The 16,925-nt window shown below is 45.8% G+C and carries 12 protein-coding genes; 1 reads left to right on the top strand and 11 read right to left on the bottom strand.

Features of this window, described 5'->3' with window-relative positions:
- Positions 1 to 10 precede the first annotated feature (10 nt).
- From D9Y29_RS19190 to D9Y29_RS19180, 3 genes are all read right to left on the bottom strand, one after another.
- The gene (locus D9Y29_RS19190; protein WP_206513829.1) at positions 11 to 3,652 is read right to left on the bottom strand and encodes a SusC/RagA family TonB-linked outer membrane protein; all 3,642 of its coding nucleotides are present in this window, start codon (positions 3,650 to 3,652) and stop codon (positions 11 to 13) included.
- A 143-nt stretch (positions 3,653 to 3,795) separates the two neighbouring features.
- Positions 3,796 to 4,983, bottom strand: a complete 1,188-nt coding sequence (locus tag D9Y29_RS19185) for a FecR family protein (protein ID WP_127131238.1) — start codon at positions 4,981 to 4,983, stop codon at positions 3,796 to 3,798.
- Positions 4,984 to 5,058: 75 nt separating this feature from the next.
- Positions 5,059 to 5,640, bottom strand: coding sequence for an RNA polymerase sigma factor (locus D9Y29_RS19180; protein ID WP_127131236.1), 582 nt, complete (start codon positions 5,638 to 5,640; stop codon positions 5,059 to 5,061).
- Positions 5,641 to 5,786: 146 nt separating this feature from the next.
- Between D9Y29_RS19180 and D9Y29_RS19175 the strand changes: the two genes are divergently transcribed.
- Positions 5,787 to 6,521, top strand: coding sequence for a ThuA domain-containing protein (locus D9Y29_RS19175; protein WP_127131234.1), 735 nt, complete (start codon positions 5,787 to 5,789; stop codon positions 6,519 to 6,521).
- 163 nt (positions 6,522 to 6,684) lie between these two features.
- Here D9Y29_RS19175 and D9Y29_RS19170 read toward each other — a convergent pair whose 3' ends face one another.
- The 8 genes from D9Y29_RS19170 to D9Y29_RS19135 form a co-directional block, all read right to left on the bottom strand.
- Complete coding sequence (locus D9Y29_RS19170) at positions 6,685 to 7,080, bottom strand: hypothetical protein (protein ID WP_127131232.1); 396 nt, start codon at positions 7,078 to 7,080, stop codon at positions 6,685 to 6,687.
- Between the two features lie 169 nt (positions 7,081 to 7,249).
- A complete protein-coding gene (locus D9Y29_RS19165; protein WP_127131230.1) occupies positions 7,250 to 7,885 on the bottom strand; it encodes a response regulator transcription factor in 636 nt (211 codons plus the stop codon).
- Positions 7,878 to 9,827, bottom strand: coding sequence for a tetratricopeptide repeat-containing sensor histidine kinase (locus D9Y29_RS19160; RefSeq protein ID WP_127131228.1), 1,950 nt, complete (start codon positions 9,825 to 9,827; stop codon positions 7,878 to 7,880). The genes D9Y29_RS19165 and D9Y29_RS19160 overlap by 8 nt, the downstream gene beginning before the upstream one ends.
- Before the next feature lie 76 nt (positions 9,828 to 9,903).
- A complete protein-coding gene (locus tag D9Y29_RS19155) occupies positions 9,904 to 12,051 on the bottom strand; it encodes a S46 family peptidase (RefSeq protein ID WP_127131226.1) in 2,148 nt (715 codons plus the stop codon).
- A gap of 1 nt (position 12,052) precedes the next feature.
- Complete coding sequence (locus D9Y29_RS19150) at positions 12,053 to 13,147, bottom strand: peroxiredoxin family protein (RefSeq protein ID WP_127131224.1); 1,095 nt, start codon at positions 13,145 to 13,147, stop codon at positions 12,053 to 12,055.
- A gap of 10 nt (positions 13,148 to 13,157) precedes the next feature.
- Positions 13,158 to 14,672, bottom strand: a complete 1,515-nt coding sequence (locus tag D9Y29_RS19145) for a PKD-like family lipoprotein (protein ID WP_127131222.1) — start codon at positions 14,670 to 14,672, stop codon at positions 13,158 to 13,160.
- Between the two features lie 37 nt (positions 14,673 to 14,709).
- Positions 14,710 to 15,450 (bottom strand): DUF4843 domain-containing protein, encoded by a 741-nt coding sequence (locus D9Y29_RS19140; protein WP_127131220.1) that lies wholly within the window; start codon positions 15,448 to 15,450, stop codon positions 14,710 to 14,712.
- A 36-nt stretch (positions 15,451 to 15,486) separates the two neighbouring features.
- Positions 15,487 to 16,911 (bottom strand): RagB/SusD family nutrient uptake outer membrane protein, encoded by a 1,425-nt coding sequence (locus tag D9Y29_RS19135; protein WP_164735481.1) that lies wholly within the window; start codon positions 16,909 to 16,911, stop codon positions 15,487 to 15,489.
- Positions 16,912 to 16,925: the final 14 nt, after the last annotated feature.

The following is a 16,925-nucleotide window of genomic DNA, read 5'->3' as shown; positions in this document are numbered from 1 at the left end:
GTTTGCAGTTTTAGAAGTTGGTAAAAATGGCAAGCGTATAAGTTGGCGTCAGGAACGGCTTTTCATAACTGCGCGTAGCCATGCTGTAGTTATAGTCGTTCAGGCCAACAGTGAAAATATTCGATGCCTGTGCTTTCACTTCAAAATTGGTGAAGCCTGCTTTTTTCACGATTCTGAAATTGTCGAACCTGTAAGAGAAGGTCAGGTCCGCCAGAGTGATATAATCCCCGTTCACCACGTATTTGTCTGCATAATTATATGCGTTGTTGGAATTGAAGCTACTGTAAGCTGCCAGTCCCATCACGTCTGTTCTGTTTTCATCGCCTTTCACTTTCCAGTAGTCGCCAGCACCTTCCAGGGGCCTTAATGCTGAAGGGTTGGGCCTGGGCACTCTCACTTTGAACCCTCCATAGTAGTTGATCATACAGAAGATATACATGTTTCCGATATCGATCCGGTTGCTCAAACCGGCATTGATGGTTGGAATGGAGGGGCCCATATAGTAGGAGACACCGGCTGTATCGCTGTTCATGGCGATCGATGAAGGTGATTGTGGCTTGCTGTCATCTGTATGATAGAATTTTCCGCTATTACTTCTGATCAGCGCATAACCGGCTGTATCCAGTCCTGCATAACGGTAAGCGAACATCGCTCCAACCGGGTAGCCTTTCACGTACCCCACCGAGTTCAGGGTTTGTGGCCCATGATTCGTTTCCTGGTATACATCCAGCACCATGCTGGTATTGCGCGCCACTACGATACCAGTATTCCAGTTGAAGTTTCTGGTATGGACCCAATCCGCATTCAGCGCGAACTCGATACCATTGTTCTTAATGGTGGCCCTGTTGATCAGGGAAGGACTGGCGCCGATAGTAGGATCGATCTGAGCATCGGCTAACAGGTCGATACTTTTCTTCCTGTAATAATCGATAGAGCCCCTGATCTTATTTGAGAACTCATAATCCAGACCAACGTTGAAGCTGTTCGTTTGCTCCCATCGCAAACTGCTGTTGGCATAAGAAAACAACTTAAGGGAAGGGCTGGAGGGCGAAGTATAAGCATTCATCGCGGCTTCTGCAATCACCTGCGGCAAAGACATCTTGGCAACGTTACCGTTGAAGCCGTATGCAGTGCGAAGACGCATCATTTTAACCCAGTCCACATCTTTCATAAACTCCTCTCTGTCTATATTCCAGATCGCTCCCAGCGACCATAGAGGTTTATATTTATATTTCGGATTGGTGCCGAAAAGATTGGACTGGTCTATCCGGATACTACCGGATAAACTGTAGATATTCCTGAACGAATACACAAGATTGGTGTAACCTGAAATAAATCGATCCTCTGTGTATTGCTGATCAAACAGGCTTCCATATTGTCTTTCCCAGGGTGAACCCAGTTGAAAGATCCCCCTGATTGCGCCTGTATTGATGGAATACAGATCGAGGGGTTGGTGCTGCAGCGTTTCATCGTTATATCCGAAATAAGAGCCCAGGTTACTTTTGTTGATCAGGTTCCTCAGCTCCGCTCCCACTATTCCATTGAAGGTATGCTGACCAAACTTCTTGTTGTAATTCAATTGCGCCCTTGCAGTATAGCTGGATGTGGTCCCTGATTGTTCACGAAGAAAACCGCCCTTTGGAACATTGTATTTAAGCGTTCCATCGGTATTACGTGTTACATAACTGTTCACATAATCCCTTGCAACGGAAGACAATTCTGTGGCAAAATAACGGCCGTTTGAACGGGAAGTTTCATAAATTCCTCCAAACATCAGATCGAAGCCAGCACCGATGGTGTAATTGAAATTAGCTATGAATTTATTGTTGACAGTATGGTTCTTATTACTGATCTCATTCACATCCACCAACGGATAATACAGGTTATCGGCCAATCCCTGCGACAGCATTACATTGTTCAGGTAAGGAGAGATGCCTCCTGCCCAGATAAAAGAAGGATTGCCGCTCACATCCCTAAAATGTTCAAAAGGCGCAATGCTGTTGATGCCCGGTACAGGCGATGTATTAACGTTATCCTCCTGGTAATCCGTGGTCAGTTCAAGGGATAATTTCCTGGAGAATTTTAAGGTGCTTCGGGCGGAGAGCAACAACCTGTCGTTCGCATTCCTGATCTGTGAGAGCTTGTTGCCGGTATAGTTTGCGGTGATATAATAAAGAGCATTGGCGTTACCTCCTGATACATTGAAGTTGTAGGTTTGCGTAAAGGCAGGACGGAGGAACAATTCTTTATAATCACCGGTATTATCGTATTGCTCCATTTCTGCGAATGCATTGGCAGCCTGTTCAGGTGTAATGATCTTAGCTGCCTGTTGCGCCAAAATATAAAATGCTTTTGAACGATTTACTCCACCTGTTCCCGGAGCAGACATCTGTGCCCATGAATTGGCATTGACGCTGGTTGCCAGTGTTGCTTTCTGATAGTTGGTAACGATAGCCGATGCGTCATCCGCCCATCTGTACCTACTGTAATTCTCTTCAGGCGTGATGGCTCCTGTTACGCGGAAAGCGAACCGGGGCTTACCCTGGACGGCTTGCTTCCTTTCAATAACGATCACACCGTTGGATGCCCTTACACCATAAACCGTAGCGGCTGCTGCATCTTTCAGGATCGTAACAGATTTGATTTCGTTGGGATCGATCATGTTCAGCGTGAGCTCTGTAGGATAGCCATCCACCACGATCAACGGGTTCTGATTGGCAGACATAGTGGAGATACCGCGGATATTGAACAAGGGCCTGGAAGACGCACCTCCATTGCTGACAAAGTTCACATCATTGTTGATCATCAGGCCAGGCAACCTGTTCACCAGCCCGTCCAGGAAATTGGTGCTGACCCTAGACTCAAATTCTTTCGTACTGATCCTGGAAATGGCGCCGGTACTATGCTCCGGACGGATACGCTGGTAACCGGTATTCACTTCCACTACTATCTCGTTCAGATTGACCACATCACGCTGCATCACTACAACCAGTGTGCCCCGGTTGATGGCCTCGCTGTTCACGGTGATCCTGCGCGTTTCAAAACCAACAAACGAAACAAGCAGTACATCACCTGCCTGGAGAGTGAGATTCACGAATCCCTTTGCATCTGTCATCCCCGAGCTTTTGTTGCTTTGTACAACAACTGTTGCGCCGGGAAGCGGTTTACCAGCGGAATCTGTGATCTGTATCTTTATGGGGGGAGGATATAGCACCAGTTCGCTTATTGGTTTACCTGAAGGTTGAAGCAGATGTGCTCCATCAATTGGAGACGGGTAGATATTGATCGTTTTACTGCTGATCGAATACTTCAATTGCTGGTTCCGGAAAACGAGATCCAGGAATTCAGTGAGCGGCATATTATTCGCTTTCACCGTTACAGGCTTTGCATTGGTCAGTGCATCTTCCTTGTAAAGAAAAAAGTAACCGGTTTGTTTTTTCACAACAGCAATCACCTCTTCCAGCGAAACATTCTTGCCGGTGAATGTGACTTGCTGAGACAAACCTTTGGCCGCAACATTGAGGAAAGCGGCTGTAAGAAGAAATACGGTTAGCTTCATTACTAACAGGGTTTTGGTAATGCCCCTTTTCAGCCTGGAAGCTGTAGGGAAGCTGGCAATCTGAGAGCATGCCAGCGACGAACAAAATTTCATAACTTTGTTTGGTTTGGGTGATGTAATAAGCAGTCCTATCAGGCTTCTATTTTACTATTACCCTGAACATCCTGCCGGGAGTGGTCTCAAGCACTTCCGGTTTTTGTTTGGGTAATGGGTATAGGGATTTTACATAAAAAGATTTATTTTTTTTCTGTGATGATCAGTTTTCTTCCTTCCAGTTTCGTCTGTAACCCATATTGTTGTAAGAACTCCATCAGGTTATTCAACTGAACCCCACGGTCCATTTCTCCTTTTAATTTGAAACCGGGAATGGAACCAGTAAAGTGCACTTCGATATCGTACCACCTTTCAACATCTTTCATGATGGATTGAAAGCTTCTTCCGTTAAAATCAAGAATTCCATTCTTCCATGCGAGTACGCGGGAAATTTCGATACTGGCAATGCTTCCATCCACGAAAGTTTGTCCGGGCTTGAGAATAGCTGTTTCTTCTTTTCTATTCTCGGTTGATACTTTTATACTCCCGCTGACCAATGTTGATCTGATACCTTCTTCATCTTTGTAGGCATTGATATTGAAACTGGTGCCCAGTACTTCAACCAGGGATTCCCCATCTATATCAACCAGAAAGGGTTTGCTTTGATCCCGCGCTACTTCAAAATAGGCTTCACCTGTGATCTTTACCTTTCGTTCTTTGCCAATGAATGCCACAGGAAAAGTGATGGAGCTGGCAGCGTTCAGCCAAACCCTGGACCCATCGGGCAGTGTGAGCTGGTACAGTCCGCCTTTCGGCGTCCTCATGGTATTCAGCATTTCGGACCGCGACTTACCTGTAAGGTCATACGCAATTTGTCCGTTTGCCAGTTTCACCACACGGGCATTACCCTGATTGGCAAGTGTTCCGTTATTGGCGCTGTCGAGAATGATTTCCGTGCCATCGGCAAGGGTCAGTACAGCGCGGTCACCACCGGGTTGAATGTTGGATGGGTTATTGCCGGATAAGGTTTGAGGTTCTTGTGCGGCCTGCTTATCAACAACCAGGTAATAAACGAAGGCGGCACCCAGGAGCAGCGCCACAGCGGCTGCATAGCGGAGCCATCTACGTGGATGGCGATGTATGCTGCGAACCGGAGTACTTGTATCCGCCGGCACAGTTGATTTGGCCAATACTGTATTGGCCAGGTTGAGCTTTTGTTCAGCAGTAAAAAGTCCATGCTCCTCTTTTGTTTTCTGCCAGGCTTCCTTCATTGAAGGGGCCAACACATCCGGATCATGCTTTTCCAATAAGGCCATAAACTCCTGTCTCTCTGATTCGGAGGCAGTTTTGGCCAGCCATCGTTCGTATAAATAAATTAGCCTTTCTTGCATTGGAACAGCGCAGTTTATTATACGGACAACCAAATAAAAAGATCGGGGGTAAAGGGGAGAGGATTTTTTAAAAAATTATTTTACCCAAAGCAATAGTAACAGTGCGCTCATGCGGTCCATCAAATATTTTCCGATGAATTGATGGGCATGTTGGAGATAGGTCTTCACCGTTTCTTTGGAGATGGTCATTTCCTCCGCCACCTGCTGATAGGTGAGCTTTTCCCTCCTGCTCAAGATCCAGGCCTTCTTCTGCTGCGGCGGGAGTTTCTCTATGGCTTCTTCAATAATGGACAATTGCAGTTCCCGTTTCAGGTGATCTTCCTCGGGCCCGGAAACCTGCTTCCATTGCTGGTATTCCTGGTGCCGCTGAAAATCACGCATCATTTTTTTGAAGGCATTCAATGCCTGGTTGCGGGATACAACATACAGGTAAGTCCTGAAATTACGCACTTCACGCAACGATTCCCGGGTCAGCCATATCTGGAAGAACACGTCCTGCACCAACTCTTCTGTAGCCTCTTTGGATTCGATATGTTTATAGATATATGTATACAGCAAGCCTGAATAGCGCATCACCAGTTCGCGGAATGCGCCTTCGTCGCCACCGGCAACCAGCCTCAGCAATTCTTCCTGCTCATATGATTGTTCTTCTGTCAATTATTTAACAGTCAGTAATTTAAACCTTAAAAATCCTCAATAATAATAAAGGTAAGGTGAACTCAAAGGAAGGTAAAAAGGAATTTAAAGATACGGCATGGCTTTTATACATTTATAGTATAATAGTGATCATGTAAAACTTTCCCATGAAATACTTCAAGCCAGTGATTATTCTTTTCGTTGTATGCATCTGTCTTTCCTGCGATAAGGACCGTGACAAATCTTCCCGTATTCTCGTTTTCTCGAAAACAGCCGGGTTCAGGCACAGTTCCATTCCCCAGGGGAGAACAGCGATCCTGGAATTAGGCAGGGAAAACGGGTTCAAGGTAGATACAACGGAAAATTCATCGCAGTTCAATATCGCGAACCTGAAAAGATATGCAGCTGTAGTATTTCTGAACACAACAGGTGATGTTTTGAATGCAGAACAACAAAGGTATTTCGAGGAATATATTCGTGGAGGCGGTGGCTACGCTGGTGTACACTCCGCTTCAGATACGGAGTACGACTGGCCCTGGTACGGCAAACTGGTGGGCGCTTATTTCGCCAGCCATCCTAAGCAGCAGGAAGCGAAACTGCAGGTAGTTGACCAAGAACATCTTTCCACAAAACATCTTCCTGCAGAATGGAACAGAAAAGATGAGTGGTATAATTTCAAAAATATCAATCCGGCAACTACTGTACTTATCACTATCGATGAACATTCCTATACCGGCGGAACTAACGGAGACCAACACCCTATGAGCTGGTTCCATTCGTATGACGGAGGCCGGGCCTGGTATACCGCATTAGGCCATACAGAAGATTCCTATACGGAGCAGGCATTTTTGAATCACCTGTTGGGGGGCATTCAATATGCGATGGGGAAAGCGGAAAACTAGCCTTTATGATTTTCTGAATACGCCATCGGAGAGTGGATCATTTTATACACAGATACCTGCGCAATAATTAGGCGGGTATTTTTTGAAAGGGAAAAGGACAACTGACATGCTGCAGTTCGTCCTTTTTATTGAATTTGCTATTGCTGTTCTTTCTGTTACGTATTTAGAAATTAAATCCCGAGTAAGATGTCAGGGTCATGCCCGTACCAGCATTTTCTACCACTTTTTTCCCATCCACAAATATTTCGGTGGTCAATTTAGAGTTGGTATTATTACCCATTCCGTTACCAGCCACACTGCCTCTGATAACTCCGGACGGTATATCGATTTCATTACTTTCCCAGGCATTGCCAGTAACCGAAGTCAGTGTTGTGGTCTTGTCATCGAAACCATAAATGACAGTACCGATACTACCATCGGTGACGGTCACTTTGTATTTGATCTTCTTCCCGCGGCCACCACCGGGATCGGGATCGGAATCCTTGTCTTTTGAACAGGACATCAACGTGAATGCACTCAGCAATAAGGTGCCCAGTAATAATCTTTTTACATGCTTCATAGCGGTGAATTTAATTTACTCGCCTACTCTTCAACCAGTTTTCGGCTTCCCTGGTATTGATCAGAAGCCAAAATTATCCCAGGGAGGCAGGCCCTCCAATACCATACAATCGGGTTTTTAGACCTCCTGAATTTAGGTACTTTCTCCCGGGAGAAAGAGGATCAGGTATTCAGAGTAACCGCTCTTTCACCAGCAGCATCAACAGTTCGGTGGTGTTCTTCACTTCGAATTTTTGCAGAAGGTTTTTACGGTAGGTATCGATAGTGAATGGACTCAAATGAAGTTCATTGGCGATAACGGTGGTGGTCTTTCCTGCGGCCAGCAATTGTAATACCTGTTTTTCCCTTTTTGTAATGGAAGGTAGTTGCCTGGGATTTTTACCGCCGGGCCTTGTCAGTAACTTTTTCGTTTCAGAACTGAATACCACTTCGCCGTATTGTGCTTCCTGTATACATTCCAGCAATTCATCCGCCGGTGCGCTTTTCAGCATATAGCCGGAAGCCCCATTCTCCAGCAATTGCAGGATGATACTGCGTTCGGCATGATTGCTCAATCCCAGTACAATAGTATCCGGGGAGATCCCTTTGATTTGTTTGCAAAGGTCAACCCCACTCATATCAGGCAGGGTAACATCAAGCAAAACCAGGTCCACAGCGTGGCCGGCAAGAAAGTTCATGAAACCGGCGCCGTTGGTAAAACTGATGATCTGATCAAAAGCAAGGTTTTCTTTCAATAATGCTTTCAATCCTTCGATCACGATGGGATGATCGTCTATGATAGCCAGGGTCTTTTTGATATCAGACATGCAATTCAATGTTAATGGTTGTTCCTTCCGCCGGTACAGATTCAATATCGATATTTCCATTCAGGTATTTAATGCGGTTCCTGATATTACGGAAACCGATGCCTTCAGCATCTCCAATGGTATGCAGATCAAAACCCTGTCCGTTATCCTCAACGGTAATAAAGAAGGTATTTCCGTTCTGACTGCATTGCACAATGATCTTTGAAGCATTCGCATGCCGGACGGCATTGGACAGGAGTTCCTGAACGATGCGATAAATATTGGCCTGAACATTCAAAGGGATAGTCGGTTGTATGCCGAAAGCATGGAACTCGATGCTGGTATTATCGTTCATCAATGATTCGCAGAGATCCCGCAAAGCTGTATCCAGTCCCGCTTTTTGCAGGTTCTCCGGCATCATGTTCCTTGCGATGCGGCGGAGTTCGTTGATGGAATCTTCCAATTGCAGGATCACTTCATTCAGTTGCGGTGCTTTTTCCTTCTTTTGCTGCCCGGATAATTTTATTTTGATACCTGCGAGCGCGCCGCCCAATCCATCATGCAGATCGCGCGCAAGGCGCTGTCTTTCCTGTTCCTCTCCTTCCAGCATGGCGTTGGCAAGCATCAGTTCCTGCTGTTGCTGCATTTCTTTCCATTGCAGTTTCGTTTGTTTCCTTTTGTTGCGGTAAAAGAGAATAAGGAATAAAGTGGCGAGCAGGAAAAGGGATGCAGCCACACCGAGCAACCAGTTCAACAATTGCTGGTTCTTATGTTCCAATGCAGCTTCCTGCCTTTCTGCCTGCAACTGTATGATCTTTTTTTCGTTGGTCACGAAATGGTAACGCGCTTCGTTATCGGCAATTTGCTTTGCGAGGTTCTCTTTATAAACAGTGTCTTGTAGTGCGCTGTATTTCGTTACCCATTCATATGCTTTCGAAATATTGCCCATAGCTTCATAAACCCTGGCCATTTCTTTGTAATGCATCACCCTGTTATCGTCGAATTCGTAGGGAGTTATTCTCATCACTTTCTGAAGGGAAGCCAGTGCCTGCTTGTAATGCCCCATCATAAACCAGGTTTTGTATTCCTGATACAATGCCTCACTCAGGGAATATTGCCTGTTCAGTTTTTCAGCCAGTTTTATTCCATCACCGATCACTCGCAGGGCTTTTTCGGGATAATTTATTTTTCTGAAATAAATAGCTTCCGTGATAGCGAGATCGATATTTCGATCAGAATAGGGGAAGGGTTTCAAAAGTGATCTGATCCTTTCCAGGAGTGGCTTTGCATCCTTCAGGCTATCCATAAGACAGAAGTTCCTGGCTGCGTGAAGTAAAGTCATAACTTCATCTTTCAGTGCAGGCTTGCTTTTCTTAAAGTAGTCAAGCGCCTTATTGAAATAATAGGCCGCCTTAGTGTGTAACAACTGGTTGGAGAAGACCATTCCAACATCTGAATAATAATTGCCTGCCAAAGCAGTGTCGCCGGACTTCTCCGCAAATGGGATTGCTTTCGTGAGCAATACATTGACCATTTCGGGTTCATTATCTTTTCTTTGCTGCAGCGCCCCGTAATTGCCCCAGCACCTTGACTGGAAACGGTAGCTTTCGGGGTTCGTGAAATTGCTGAACAGCTTTGCTGCTTCCTGATAATTCCGGATCGCCTTGTCATGATCGAGGCCGAAAAAATAAGCCCCCTTATGGAACAGGTATACCGCCTCCAGGTACTTGTTCTTCCCATTGTATTTCCGGCCCGCTTCCAGGTAATCCCAGGCTTTGGTGCTATCATAAGCAGACCAGTAATACGCCAGCAGATAACAGGCCCGGGCCCTGGTGCTATCCGAACCGGTGTTTTTTTGAATGTTGACGAGGCTATCAACATAAGCGCTGTCTATCACCTGGGACTGCAACAGGACGGGCACGACGGATAAAAACAAGCTGCTGTAAATAGCCAGGACTTTCATTGTTCAAATTTGACGAAAATTTGAATAGAAAGAATACCGATATTCAGGGTATTCAGCCATTGCAGATTTTATAATCTCACCGCCTTAACAACTCATCAGTTATTCTTCCCGAACCGGAAAAAAAATCCGTCAGTCGCAGGATATATCGAATATCCACACAGATCACCCGGTTGTACAAAGGTTCGTACTGGTAACTTCTGGTCATGGACTCCCAATTGCAATCGAAGACCAATCCAATGAGCTCTCCCCGGGCATTCAGCATGGGGCTGCCTGAGTTCCCTCCCGTTACATCGCCGTTAGTGATAAATGTAACCGGCATGTCCCTCCCGGAAGGATCAACGGACTGTTGCAATTCTTCCCATAATTTCAACAATTGTGGATGAAGTTGATAATCGTTACTCCTGGCCGATTGCGCAGGATATAGCTGTCGTCCTTTTTCGATCAATGAAGAGAACATCATCTGAAAAGGGAAATCAAACTGCTCATACTGCAGCTTTTCTATTTTTCCATAAGAGAAACGTATCGTACGATCAGCATCGGGATAAACAGGGCCTTCATAGTGCTGCTGATTCAACAGATCGTACTTCCGCTGTAAAGATCGTATCTGCTTTGAGACCTGCTCTATGCTTCTGAACAATGCAAATTGTTGCTTCGATACAGCCTCTGCCAATAAGAACAACGGATCCTCTTTGATCTGGGTTACAGGATTTTCCAGCCACCTGAAAAGTTTGTCGCTGCCAGCAAATACGGAGCTCCTGTACAAATTGCCGAGATATCCTTCAACAGTAAAACCTGGTTTGCCTGCTGCTGCCAGTAAGGGTCCGGGCCAGTATTTACGATCTGTACTGTCCATATAGATTTTCAGCACAGCTTCCGCTATTTTCCTGTCCGTTGCAAGATCGAAGGCATCATAGCTTAACCGGATATTGTTCTTTAGATTCCTGAGTGTTTCCTTATTACCGGTAACACCGGGCCTCATGTTCATGAATGCCCGGCCAAATCCATTTACAAAACCGAGCGTACTCCAGCTTTCCAGGAATACTTCCGACAAATACTGGAGCGCTTTTCTATCTTCAGCCGCTTTCTCATATAAGATATCCAGAGAATCACTCAGGCTTCCCGCCCAGGATAATTCTATCGATTTCTTTTTATTATACAGGTCCAGTTTTCCGGACCATTCCTGAAACCCTACAGCATCTTTGTATTGATTGGCCGAACCTGCATAACCTGCCGCATAGAGAAGCCTGATACGGTCATCCAGCTTCATGGCTTCATCCAGGATAGCGAGCCGTTGCTGACGGACAGCAATAATGGGCGGAACCATCACTGTCATCTTCTCTTTTACTTCGGCAGCTGGTGCATAACGGCTGGAATTGAACGGGTACCCCATTGACATAGCGAGGTCCCCTTCACTGTATCCTGCTGATGATACCTTGATATGATGTTTCACTTTGAGCGGAACATTTGTTGGAGCATAAGGCGCGGGCTTACCTGAGGCTCTGGCATAGATCCTGAAGACCGCAAAATCAGCGCTCTGTCTCGGCCACTTCCAGTTATCCGTTTCGCCTCCGAATTTTGCCACAGATTTAGGGGCAAGTCCCACCAGGCGAATATCATCGAATTTTTCCTGCACGTACAAAACATGCAGTTTATTATTGAAATACGATCTGAACAAAAGGTTCATACCCGGGAACAGGCGCTGATAGCGGTTATTCAGGAAGGTTATGGCTGCTTTTGAAATGTCCTTTTCTCCTGCCCCTGCCCATTTTGAAGGATCGGCCAGTAAGGCTTTCATTTCATCACTTATGTCGAGAACTTTTCGGTTGATGGTAACAAAAAGCCCGCTGACTGGCAACTCCTGTTTCGTATCAGCGGCCCAGAATCCCAGCTTGAAAATATCGCGCTGTGCTGAGCTGTGCTGCCTGATCGCATCATAGGAGCAATGATAATTGGTAAGCACGAGGCCGTTTTCTGAAAGAACCGACCCGGTACAACCGGAGCCGAACATGACAACGGAAGCGGCAAGCCCATCAGGATCCATGCCAGACAATTGTTCAACAGGTATCGTCAATCCCATTTCCTTCAATTGTTGCGCATTGTATTTTTTCAACAATGGCAGCAACCACATTCCTTCATCAGCCTTAGCCACCCTTGTCAACCCCGAGAAAAAAAGTGCTGCTATTAAAATGATCGTCTGCTTCATCGCTACTGCTCTATTTTTCATATTACTTTCTGAATATCGATTCCAGCATTTTCTCCAGCTCTTCTCCGCGAATGCTCTCTGCTATGATCTTCCCGTCCGGTCCAATCAACCAGATTGCAGGCAGGCCATCGATCCCATATTCCTGCGCAACCTTTGATCTTTTACCACCGGTAAGATCTGAAGCATTGTTCCAGAGTATACCATCCTTTTCGATGGCTTTTTGCCAGGCTGGCAGTTCATGGTCCAGCGAGAATGAAATTATCTCCAATCCTTTCGGATGAAATTTTTTATAAATAGCCAGCGTATGTTTGTTTTCCTCACGGCAAGGCACACACCAGGATGCCCAGAAATCCAGCAAAACATATTTTCCACGGAAGGAAGACAATTGAATGGGTGTTTTGCCATCCTGCGTAACCACTTTGAAGTCCGGCGCAACGGCTCCAGGGGCCACTCTTCTCAGTACATCGGCCCTTGCTTTCATTTCCTTGTAATAAGGATGGCCATGCAATTTCTTATCGAATTGTTGCAAGACTGTGTCGATCTGGTAGTGCTTCATCATGGGAAGCGGCACCCGGGCCATGTACAATGCCACCACACTGGACCTGTTGGCAACTATGAAAGAATCGGTAAAGTGCTTTTGGCTGGTATTCAGGTCTTCGAATAATTGTGTCCGTTCTTCATCGGACAATCCGGTCTTCTGAAAAATACTATTTTGCTGTTTACTCAATTTCTGCTGAAACATTTGGTATTCATTCCAGCGTTTATTTTCAGTACTTCCTTCAACAGTTGCCAGGTAAAATTTCCCACTTAAACCGGCAATATGAACGGTACCGGGCTCTGCAATGAAATTGCAAAAATCGTGAGTCCCTTTCACCCTTATTTCCAAAACGAATCCATTGTATTGGGCCGGGATCTTTACTTTGAAATGTCCATTCACATTAACAGCAGCGGCTGTTATCGAATCCGATTCAAATTCGCCTGTTCTTTGAATGACCATTACTTCAGCCGGCGCCTTGAGCATTTTAATTTCACCTTCGAGGGTACAATACTTGCCCTTTCCTGCCGCCATCACCGAACCAGTGGAGAGCAACAGGATCATTAACCATGACTTCAACATGTAGGATTATTTATTTTAGTTTGTAATTCATTGCAGTGATTTTTCCGAAGCCGTCATATTCTTTTATCGATCCGAATACACCGCTTACTTCATTGATATCTATCTGCAACAGTTTTCCTTTCTTTTCTGCTGCATCGTAAAGGGCCACCATCAGGAGACGGCCATCATTGGGATGATTCCTCCATTTGAATACATTCATGCAGGTTACCTGATATCCCGGGAAACTACCGCCAACGTCCAGACGAAGAACTGAACTTTTATCACCTGCATAGTTATTCTGATAAATATGTGTAGCATCTGCATGAAAGAAAATATTGCCCCGGTTGCCGAAGGCGAAGAAGGTGGAAGCAGCCATCCCCTGGGCAGCGCCGATATCGATCCTTTCCAGTGCGCGGTTTCCATCATCCCAGTTATTGAATTTCGAAACGAAGAGTTCCCTGGACGAAGGCGCTCCTGCATCCTGCATGAGGCAGAACCACCTGTTATCGAATCCATGTTCTGCATAAACCATCTCTTTACCTATATTTCTCATATCGAACGCAGCATTGGGCCCGGGCGCAGCAAACTGCTTCACCTTCCTTTCGTAATCGATATAGAGGAAACGTTTGTTTTTGGTATCGTAAAAAACACCGTAATAGGTGAAGTATAAATTGGAGCTGGCTAAGAACGGTGCAGCCGTATAATCTTCCCCAAAACATTTGACGCCGTAAGGATAAAACTTGTATACATCGGGCTGGGAAGCAAAATACAGGTCGCCCTTGTTCACCAGCATCTCGTTATATGACCAGGACGCATAAGCGTCGTAACGGATATCCGGAGCTGCGGGCGGCATCACAAACATCCCACTGTAAGGGTTCATGGTGCGAAGATCATTATTACTGACCCGGTATCCTCCTTGATCACCTTTTGTAAAAACTTCCACCCATCGATCTTCCAAATAAAAGAGGCCAGCGCCCTCTCCTTCTATTCTTTTACCATTCGTCAGGGAGAAAACATTCTCCTGAACATAATCGGTAGACGAAGGAACAGCAGGTGTAAACCGATTGTTCACCACGATACTGATATCCGAGGAAGTTCCATCTCCATGCAATACCATCCATCCGGGAGAAGCGAAGGAACTCACAGTAAGCTGACGCTTCAGTAATTGTGTGATCCCGCCGTTATTGTTATCCTTCGTGTACAGCACCAGGATATAGCTTCCCGGTTTTTCGGTAATCTTGTAATTCAATTGACGTTCTGTTCCGATCTTCACATCATAATAGCCGCCCGTGGAAGGGTCCACAGCAAAGCTCTCCTGTTTCAGGAACCATTCGTAGCTCAACCCATTCTCCGAAATGCCATTGGCAAGCGAAGGCTCCACCATCAATTGTTCATTTTGTTTAAGCGTGAAGGAGGTTGATACACTGGTGGAATCGATAAAATAATCCGTTTGTTTTCCATACGAATAATTCCCTTCATCCTTCACGCAGGCCGTTAACAGCAATATGCAAAAGGCAATCAGAATGCCGCAATATTTTGGTTTCATTATTTTCTTATTGAATCGTTATAAGATAACAGGTTCCCTATCCCAATCCTCCAACACCTGTATACACGGGGAACTCAACAGCGCCCAACTCATCGGTAAGTGGACTGTTCCCCGGTATGGCATTACGATCGAACAAAGCTTTACGGACAACGGAATTGTAATACGCCAGCAAGGTCAGGTTCATCGGGTCCGGCAGTTCCGTGATATTGCAGGCTTTCAAGATGAAGGCATAACGGGTAGGGGTAAACTCACCAAAGGCGGACTTGTAATTGGACTTGTCCCATATATCAGGTTTCAGGAACATATCGCCCCAAATGAAAACAGCTTTTTTGTATCGTTCATATCCTGGTTTGAAATACTGGTTTTCGGTCACTTCAATCTCGAGGCGCACAGACTTATCTTTCAAACCATTCTTGTAGATGATCACCGGCACTCTCACGGAAAATGAATCGGCCGGCATTTTTCTTCCTTCGATCCTGAAATGCGTTCCTTCAACAGCAGTGGTTTTGTCTGTATTGATCTTGATGCCGATCTCCCGGTCAAAGGAAGCAGCATTGCCCATGATACAGGCTTTGAACCAGAGGGTATCATGATCTCCCACATCCGGTTTTGCGGGAAAAGAATAAATGATGGAATCCCGCAGCGCCACTGAACCTGATCCGGGTATCTGAAAGAACAGGCCGGGATCTGGTTCGTAACCCTGGATATCCTTGGAGGAACAGCCCGCAAATGCCACAAGGGCAAGTGGGAAAATCATATATCGAATGATCAGTTTCATAACAGTTGAATTTCGTTTACTAAAAAAGTTTCTGCCTCATTGCCCGAATTCGATCTCGTTTTCAGGTTTTGGCAATACATACTCTTTATCGGTTACAGTCTGGTAGCCATCCGGGAAATTTGCCAGCTTATTGCGCTTGCAATAGTAGAACAACTGTCCTTCGCCCTGGAATTCCTTCCTGTACTCCTTGAGTATTTCCGCTGTTATCTCTGTATTGGGCAATGAATGATCCAGATCTACAGTAATGCCGCGATGCCGGCGCACTTCATTCAGCAGTTCGATCGCTTCTTCATTATTCACGCCAATCAAACATTCCGCGGCTATATAATTCATTTCGGATCTTCTGAACAGCGGGACCATACCCGCATAAGCAGGTTTATAATTGTCGGGTTGGTAATATTTATAGAGGACATAATCCCAGCCGGAAAGTCTTGAAGTAAAGAGCAGCCGGTAGTCATTGGCGCCGATGGAATTCTTCTCAAACATTTCCTCGTAATAGTAGGAGCCCCTGAAGAGCAGGTTATTGGGCAATGCCGCCATGAACCAGGTATTGGAAATATTTTTCAGGTCATGAACATTCAGTGCAAAGAGGTTCTCTGTGGAGAAGGTATAGTCTTTATCGCGCTCACTGGTTGCGGAAATATCCGCGGATTGGATCCAGGGGAAGAGGCGGTCGGCATCCTGCATTACTTCCCTCGCTTTCGCAAGTGCTTCCACTTTTTTCCCGGACCAGAGATAAGCCCTTGCAGCAATGGCTTTGCACGCATAATAATTCAATCGCTGGTGCCGGTTATTCATGAATTCATCCTGGCTATAGATATATTTATTGCCGGATTTGATGGGATCATCTTTCAACAGTTCCGCTGCTGCAGCAGCATCCTGCAGGATCAGACCGATCACTTCATTGCCATTGGAAGAACCGATCACTTTGGTGGAAAGTGTTTTGATATAGGGAATGGCTTTCAATGCAAGATCGGAGGATGCGAAGAGACGCAGCAGGTCTAAATGCAGGAAGGCGCGGATCGCCAGCGCTTCGCCTTTGATGATCTCATAATTGCCATTGGTGAAGATGCTTTTATCGCTGTCAATATTGTCGAGTATATTATTCACATTGGCCAGCACATTGTACATGCCGGACCAGATGCCATCGATCTTCGATCTCACCGATGCAACGGCGGTATAGTTCCATCGCGCCACATCGTTGTATACAGCATTATTGTAGGTATCGTATTGTTGCGCCGCGGCATCCACAAACCCGAAAGTCAGTTCGCGTGCATACAACTGCTGGTTCTTCATCAGCGTGTAGCAGCCGATCAGCGCATCCCTGTAGCCCTGCTCGGTTCGCAGCAATACATCAGATTTGATGCTGATCTTCGGCTGCACATCCATCCATTTTTTGCAGGACGACAGTGTCAGCAGAAATATTACCGCCACCGAAAGTATATAGCATAGCTTTTTCATGCTTTTCCTTTTAT

The sequence above is a fragment of the Pseudoflavitalea rhizosphaerae genome (genome assembly GCF_003991355.1).
GTDB classification, from domain to species: Bacteria; Bacteroidota; Bacteroidia; order Chitinophagales; family Chitinophagaceae; genus Pseudobacter; species Pseudobacter rhizosphaerae.
Note: the sequence above shows the minus strand (reverse complement) of the source record. Positions and strands in the feature narration are given on the sequence as shown.